The organism is Escherichia sp. XD33 (genome assembly GCF_019375075.1).
Taxonomy (GTDB): Bacteria; Pseudomonadota; Gammaproteobacteria; order Enterobacterales; family Enterobacteriaceae; genus Enterobacter; species Enterobacter flexneri_A.
Genome location: NZ_JAENDM010000092.1, coordinates 1 through 7,246 on the forward strand (window position 1 = coordinate 1; position 7,246 = coordinate 7,246).

General features: G+C 45.9%; 7 protein-coding genes. 1 reads left to right on the top strand and 6 read right to left on the bottom strand.

Annotated features, from left to right (window positions below; translation table 11 throughout):
* The coding region (locus K0778_RS24270) for an IS1 family transposase (RefSeq protein ID WP_019725171.1) at positions 1-110 on the top strand (110 nt) is incomplete at its 5' end.
* Positions 111-120: 10 nt separating this feature from the next.
* Here the strand turns inward: K0778_RS24270 and K0778_RS24275 are convergent.
* The 6 genes from K0778_RS24275 to K0778_RS24300 form a co-directional block, all read right to left on the bottom strand.
* Positions 121-405: a hypothetical protein gene (locus tag K0778_RS24275; protein WP_029396284.1), complete on the bottom strand. Its 285-nt coding sequence runs from the start codon at positions 403-405 to the stop codon at positions 121-123.
* Between the two features lie 115 nt (positions 406-520).
* Positions 521-2,188, bottom strand: coding sequence for an energy-dependent translational throttle protein EttA (ettA, locus tag K0778_RS24280; RefSeq protein ID WP_032306836.1), 1,668 nt, complete (start codon positions 2,186-2,188; stop codon positions 521-523).
* Between the two features lie 192 nt (positions 2,189-2,380).
* Entirely contained in the window at positions 2,381-3,028 is a 648-nt protein-coding gene (locus K0778_RS24285) for a molecular chaperone (RefSeq protein ID WP_042004624.1), read from the bottom strand.
* 82 nt (positions 3,029-3,110) lie between these two features.
* Positions 3,111-5,534, bottom strand: a complete 2,424-nt coding sequence (locus tag K0778_RS24290; protein ID WP_042004625.1) for a DMSO/selenate family reductase complex A subunit — start codon at positions 5,532-5,534, stop codon at positions 3,111-3,113.
* Between the two features lie 38 nt (positions 5,535-5,572).
* Complete coding sequence (locus K0778_RS24295) at positions 5,573-6,400, bottom strand: DmsC/YnfH family molybdoenzyme membrane anchor subunit (RefSeq protein ID WP_033550846.1); 828 nt, start codon at positions 6,398-6,400, stop codon at positions 5,573-5,575.
* A 2-nt stretch (positions 6,401-6,402) separates the two neighbouring features.
* Positions 6,403-7,029 carry a DMSO/selenate family reductase complex B subunit gene (locus K0778_RS24300; RefSeq protein ID WP_032306837.1) on the bottom strand — a complete coding sequence of 209 codons (627 nt, stop codon included), beginning with the start codon at positions 7,027-7,029 and terminating at the stop codon, positions 6,403-6,405.
* Between the last annotated feature and the right edge of the window lie 217 nt (positions 7,030-7,246).

The window sequence follows — 7,246 nt, forward strand, 5'->3', positions numbered from 1 at the left end:
TGAGGCAGCACCTGGCACGGCTGGGACGGAAGTCGCTGTCGTTCTCAAAATCGGTGGAGCTGCATGACAAAGTCATCGGGCATTATCTGAACATAAAACACTATCAATAAGTTGGAGTCATTACCCGGGAAGTGTAATATCAGCAAAGCGGAAAGCCGCGCGGCTACCGGCGGTTTTTTGTGTGGTTCCCAAACAGCAAAAAGCGGCGTCAACGGGTTCAGTCAGCGTATCAAGCAGAATTTGAACATCACTGCCCGTTGGGTTAATCACTTTGTTACCCGCATTTGACAGCGGGTGGCGCGTCGGAGCGTAAATGCGTTCAATGCGCGGATCGGATTGCAGCATAGCGAGTAAATGACTGCCGATTAATCCGGTTGCGCCTAATAATAAAACGTTTGCAGGCATCTCTGCTCTCCTCAAGTGATTAAGCCCGTTACGCTCAACCTGAAAAAACGCCCCTAAATTAAGGGGCGTTAATGTGTGTATTGATAAAACATCCGTTAATAAGAATAGATCAGAATTATTTGGCGATCTTCTTATATTTGATACGATGAGGTTCAAGCGCTTCTGCACCCAGCGTACGCTTTTTCCAGTCTTCGTATTCAGTAAAGTTACCTTCAAAGAATTCCACTTTACCTTCATCGCCGTAATCAAGGATGTGCGTAGCGATACGATCAAGGAACCAGCGGTCATGGGAAATGACCATGGCGCAGCCCGGGAACTCTAACAGGGCGTTTTCGAGCGCACGCAGCGTTTCGATATCCAGATCGTTAGTCGGTTCGTCGAGAAGCAGCATATTTCCGCCAACTTGTAGCAGTTTAGCTAAATGTAAGCGACCGCGTTCGCCGCCGGAAAGCTCGCCAACGCGTTTGCCCTGATCGGTGCCTTTGAAGTTGAAGCGACCGACATAAGCGCGGCTTGGCAGTTCAAAGTTACCAATGCGCATAATATCCAGACCGCCGGAAACTTCTTCCCAAACCGTTTTGCTATTGTCCATACTGTCACGGAACTGATCAACGGAGGCGATTTTTACGGTATCACCTAAAGTGATTGTGCCGCTGTCAGGCTGCTCCTGACCGGAAATCATGCGAAACAGCGTTGATTTACCAGCGCCGTTCGGGCCGATAATACCGACAATGGCACCTTTTGGAATCGCGAATGATAAATCTTCTATTAGCAGACGATCGCCATAAGATTTTTTCAGATTCTGAACTTCCAGCACTTTATCGCCTAAACGAGGGCCGGGCGGAATGAACAGCTCGCTGGTTTCATTGCGTTTTTGATATTCAACGCTATTGAGCTCATCAAAGCGGGCAAGACGCGCTTTACTCTTAGCTTGACGGCCTTTTGGATTCTGGCGAACCCACTCAAGTTCTTTCTCAATAGATTTGCGGCGAGCGGCTTCGGAAGAGGCTTCTTGCTCCAGACGCTTATCTTTTTGCTCCAGCCATGAAGAATAGTTACCTTCCCATGGAATACCTTCACCGCGGTCAAGTTCCAGAATCCAGCCTGCGACGTTATCAAGGAAGTAACGGTCGTGGGTAATGGCTACAACGGTGCCTTCATAGTCATGCAGGAAGCGTTCCAGCCAGGCAACGGACTCTGCGTCCAAGTGGTTGGTTGGTTCGTCGAGCAGTAACATGTCCGGTTTTTCCAGCAGTAGGCGACAAAGTGCAACGCGACGGCGTTCACCACCGGATAAATGCTCAATTTTGGCGTCCCACGGCGGAAGGCGCAATGCATCAGCAGCACGCTCCAACTGGTTATCCAGATTATGTCCATCGTGAGATTGAATGATCGCTTCCATTTCGCCTTGCTGTTTAGCCAGCTTATCGAAGTCTGCATCCGGTTCTGCGTATGCCGCATAAATTTCGTCTAAACGCGTTAAGGCATTTTTGACTTCACTGACGGCTTCTTCAACTGCTTCTCTTACGGTTTGCTCAGGATTCAGCTTAGGTTCTTGCGGCAAATAACCAATTTTAATGCCCGGCTGCGGACGCGCTTCACCTTCGATATCGGTGTCGATACCGGCCATAATGCGTAATAGCGTGGATTTACCTGCGCCGTTTAAACCAAGCACACCAATTTTGGCGCCGGGGAAGAAGCTGAGAGAGATATTTTTTAGAATATGTCGCTTCGGAGGAACAACTTTTCCGACACGATGCATAGTATAGACGTATTGTGCCACAGTATTAGGAGCCTCTTAATTACGGGGTTTCTTAATGGCGCCGATTAGAGCATGGAGGGGAAGACTTTGCCATGGTGATCGGCATATTTTCCTCAACCTGATAAAACCGTGAGTTGAGACTTTTGAACGCCGGCACACGAATGGCAACCTCATGGCCCCCATTAGATAAAATCCGTTTGTAAAAGTTTAAGATCAATAATATAGCGTGCGGGGCCGCGGGGTAATCTGCCATTGATGTTGCTGATCTTTTAATATCCGTTTAGTGACTTTTCCTAATAATGCATATAGAGGCGTTTCAGCATGGGCGGTGAGCAATTCGCAAAAACGGCCACTCCATGGCAATAAATGATCGCGTAAAAATTCGCGTATTGTGCGCTCGGTGGTTTCTTCCGGATAATCTCCCCATTGTTTTAATAGCAAGGCGAGTACTGATAAACATAATCCAATGTGGTCAGAAATTTGCTGTTCATCGGTACAAAGTATAATGCGGTGGGATTTCAAAAAAGCGGTTAATGCATGAGTTGAGCGCTGTAATAGCAGGTTCTCTTCCGTCAGATAAACCGATCCCCATGGAACGGCTTTTGGCATCCCAATGCCAACGAATAAGGCTAAATGGTCAGCCTGCAAACGCTCGAGAGCATCTTGATTTTGTAAAAAGGTGTTTGTCTCGTGAATATCCATGTCCCATTTACTGTGCCAAAGATTAAGAATATCGCTGTTTAACATATTGTTGATTAGTGCCTTTTGTGGTTCAAAGCAAAAGAAATGATACAAAAGGGATAAGCTGACCAGTGACAATTCACGCTCAGTAATAGCTTCAGTTTCTATACGATGGCTCATTTTATTCACCTATAAAAAGAGATAGATTTCCGGCTAAAACGAAATCAATGAGTTAGCCTCCATTGAGAGGCTAACGTTGAATTTAAATCGGTTTGACTTCGACCAGATTGGTTCCTTGAGGGTTGGCTTTCGCTAAGGCCGTCGGCTTTAAACGAGTGAGGGTATTAATGCATCGACCGATATCAATGCCTTTCTCATCCGGCTGATACCATGCACCTTCGCCCATCGCTACAACGCCGGGCATTATTCTTGGCGTAATGCGTATTGGAATTTGAATCGTTCCGCGTGCGTTATAAACATGCACCATCTGCCCTTGAGCAAGATGACGAGCCTTTGCATCAATAGGATTAATCATTAAAACATCGTCAATGACTTCCCGCAGCCACGGAACGTTATGAAACGTTGAGTGTGGGCGTCCTTTTGATTTAAATCCAATGAGTTGTAAAGGATATTGCTCTCTTAATGCCTCATCGGCATAGCTCTCCCACGTCGGCGTATATTGCGGCAATGGCGTAATCGTATCTCCCGCCGGCAGCGTCCATGTTTCCGCAAGTTTGGCTAGTTTATGGCTGTAAATCTGAATTTTACCTGATTCTGTTTTCAGTGGATTGAGGGCCGGATTTTCCCGAAACGCTTTTAACGTATATCGCGGTGCGAGAGGATCAAACGGAAGACGAACGGTTTTTTCTCGTTCTAAAATCTCGATAGGCGGAAAATTCGTGTGTTTTAAACGGCTTTGGTTATACAGATAGCGTTGCCAGTCATCCCAACTGCGCCCTTCAGTAAATTTTTCGCGGAGACCAAATTTGTCGGCAAGATCGGCAAAGACATCGTAAGGATGGCGGCACTCGTACATAGGATCAATGACATGTTCAGTCATAGTCAAATGCGTTGAGAAGGCCACAATACGAGAGTTTTCCAGCCAAGTAATATCCGGTAGTAAAATATCCGCAAATTTAGCGCTGGCTGTCATGTGATTATCCATCACGAAAATAAACTCTAACTTGCTTTCATCGGCCAATATTTTGGCCGTTGCATTGCAGTCAGAGTGCTGATTTAACAGCCAGTTACCTTGATACATAAAGACGCATTTTACGTCGGTATCTAATTTAGGTGCGCCTTTGATCCCATCGGTTAATGCCGTCATTTCATGGCCACGTTCTACGGCTTCCAGCCATTTAAAGCAGGGAACTTTTGCCGAAACCGGGTTTTTTCCGGTTGGCATTGTCATGACATCTGTTGTGTGGAACAAAAAGTCTGATGCGCCGTTATTCGTACCGGGCAAGCCGATTTTACCCAGCAAAATTGGCAGCATAAATATTGCTCTGGCCGTTTGTTCTCCGGCAGCCTGACGCTGGGGGCCCCAACCTTGAGCAATATAGGGCGCTTTCGCGTGGCCAAGTTCACGTGCTAACTGATAAATTTGTTCTTCCGGAATGCCGCAGATTGCGCTGGCGTATTTTGGCGTTTTTGCGATACCGTCGATGCCTTCACCCAAAATATAAGCTTTGTATCCCAAACGCTTATCTAACGGAGGAATATTTTTTTCGCTATCACCCGGTTCTTCGTCATAACCGTAACAATGTGTTTTCAGAAAGTCGTCATCGGTAAAACCTTCCGTTATCAGTACCCACGCAATTGCTTCAACTAATGCTGCATCACTTCCCGGGCGAATAGCCAGCCAAAGATCTTCCCGACCACAGGCGGTATCTGTGTATTGAGGATCAATAACGATTGTTCTGGCGGAGTTTTGCTTTTTGTACCATTGATAATGGTAAGTATCGCTGCCACCGCTCATTCGCGTATTGGCCGGATTATTTCCAAAATAAACAATCAGATCTGAACGCGCCATTTCCGTTGGTGCGCTGCCGAACGTATAAGATTTATCGCCGTAAGTATATTGAGAAGCCGTATCAATCTGGTGACTACTGTAATTACCTTCCGGCGATAGGTAGCCGCCGATCATATTCAGAAATCTGGGAACATAGTGATAAGAACCGTCCGGTTTTCCGTAACCGATTCGGCTGAAGATTGCCTGATTACCATATTCACGGATGATATGACTTAGCTTATCGTGCACTTCCGTTAGTGCTTCTTCCCAACTGATGCGCTTAAATTTACCTTCGCCACGTTTGCCGATGCGTTTCATTGGGTATTTTAATCTGTCGGGAGCGAAGGTTCGTTTATGCAAAGATCGGCCGCGTAAACAAGCTCTGACTTGATGGCGACCAAATGTATCATCGCCTTGGTCGTCCGTTTCAATACGTTTTATTTCACCGTTTTCAGTCACGATTTTTAATAAGCAACTGGAATGACAATGTGCCCAGCAATTGTGCCATTTGGCAACTTCACCTACGTGAGTATCAATAACAGCCGCAGCGATAGCATTCATAGAGTGAGTCGATAAATAGGCGCCCATACCGAGAAAAGAGCTCAGTTTTAAAAAGCGCCTGCGGGATAAATCAGAATGGTCGACTGCTTGCGTTATATTTTGTTGTGTAGACATAATAAAATCCTTATATCGCGGCGTTAAGTCCGATTGCCTTAAAGCTGTTGCAGTAAAATAAGTTCATAGAAAAAGACTCTTCCTAAGAGCTCGGCAATAATGACAGCCGTTGTTACAGCGGCTAACTTGCCCGTTATTTGCGTGGATAAATTCATTAAAAGGCAGCAGAGAAATGCGGATGCCAATAACAGGATTCGAATAACTTGAATAGCTTTAAGCCATACAGGAATTGCGCTAACTTCTCCGTTTAGAGCAAACAAATAGCCACAGGAAAACAGGATAAATAGAAAGAGTACCGCGCCCCAAATGGGTTTCATGATGTATATGAACGATGTTGAACTCCCGTTTCTGTTACGAAATGCGTACAACAGAAGGGCGCTTAATAATGAGCCGGACAAAATACCGCTAAATACAAAGTTAATAACGGTCCACGGCGTAGACCAAAGAGAAACTGTTGGTAAAAAATAAACGTTTGCGATGGCAAATAGAACACCGATGGCTGCCAGTGCCGCCAGAACAGCGCACAGGAGCAGTGGCGCTCCTTTTACTTTTTTCAATAGTAAGAAACTGGTGCTTAGGCCAAGCAAACTAAAAATGAGCACCATGACGATCTCGAGGCTCATGGGAGAAAGATGTTTTAGGCCAAAGAGTACGTTTAGGGCTCTTAATGGTTGGCCTAAATGTGTTAACGCGGCGAGCCCCGCCAGTGCTAACAGCGGCCAAAGAGAGAATATTGCCAGTGAAAATTGTTGGCCTGAGGTTTGTAGCTGAGCGGCAGGGATCAGCTTAATTAACCAAAGCAGAATAAAGCTACCGGCAACGGCTTGCATAAGTACGGTAAAGAAGACCAAAGGTAATTCATGCATAGTTATAGCTCCGATTTATTAACAATCGTTCCACGATACTCTGACGTTGGCTTCCCATGAGGATTGGGATTGATCGTGATAGACGGTTGGGTAAACGACGATTGGGGAAGTGGGGCGATATCAGTAATATCACCATATTTTTCTCTTAGTTCGTCGATTGGCCCAAAATCGAGCGCCCGTAACGGACACGATGAAACACACAGCGGTTTTTTATTTTGTTCGATTAATTCATAACAGCCATCACATTTTGTCATGTGTTTCTTCTCGCTGTTATACTGCGGCGCTCCATACGGACAGGCCATTTCGCAGTATCGACAACCGATACAAATTTGCTCATCAACAACAACTAAACCATCCTGTGTACGCTTATGCATAGCGCCGGTAGGGCAAACTTTGGTACAGGCCGGATCGGCGCAGTGATTACAGCTGACGGAGAGGTAATAAGCGAAAACGTCTTGTCGCCAGATATCTTTTCCGGCTTGAGTCCAACTACCTCCGGCGTATTCATATACCCGACGAAAATTGACACCAATAGGCAGTTGATTTTTATCTTTACAGGCAACCTGACAGGTTTTACATCCTGTACATCTACTGCTGTCGATATAGAAGCCATATTGTTTTTGTTTCATAGCTGCCACCAAATTAGAGTGAATGGTTATTACAGTTTGGAGGCATAGTGGTTGATGCTGTGGATTGTTTCTATACGGGATTTCCACATGTAAACGGTTTTGTTGAATAAATAAGATTTCGTGCGAACGACCCTGTAGCTGGCTGGATTTTCAGGCAATACGCACGCTTTCTGGCATCCCAGCCTTTGTCATCCTGTTCAACGCACGCACCATGGCC

What these genes read in the sequence shown, in the direction of transcription:
- K0778_RS24275 (WP_029396284.1), bottom strand. Translation starts at nt 405, where the DNA reads ATGCCTGCAAACGTTTTATTATTAGGCGCAACCGGATTAATCGGCAGT.
- K0778_RS24285 (WP_042004624.1), bottom strand. Translation starts at nt 3,028, where the DNA reads ATGAGCCATCGTATAGAAACTGAAGCTATTACTGAGCGTGAATTGTCA.
- K0778_RS24290 (WP_042004625.1), bottom strand. Translation starts at nt 5,534, where the DNA reads ATGTCTACACAACAAAATATAACGCAAGCAGTCGACCATTCTGATTTA.
- K0778_RS24295 (WP_033550846.1), bottom strand. Translation starts at nt 6,400, where the DNA reads ATGCATGAATTACCTTTGGTCTTCTTTACCGTACTTATGCAAGCCGTT.
- K0778_RS24300 (WP_032306837.1), bottom strand. Translation starts at nt 7,029, where the DNA reads ATGAAACAAAAACAATATGGCTTCTATATCGACAGCAGTAGATGTACA.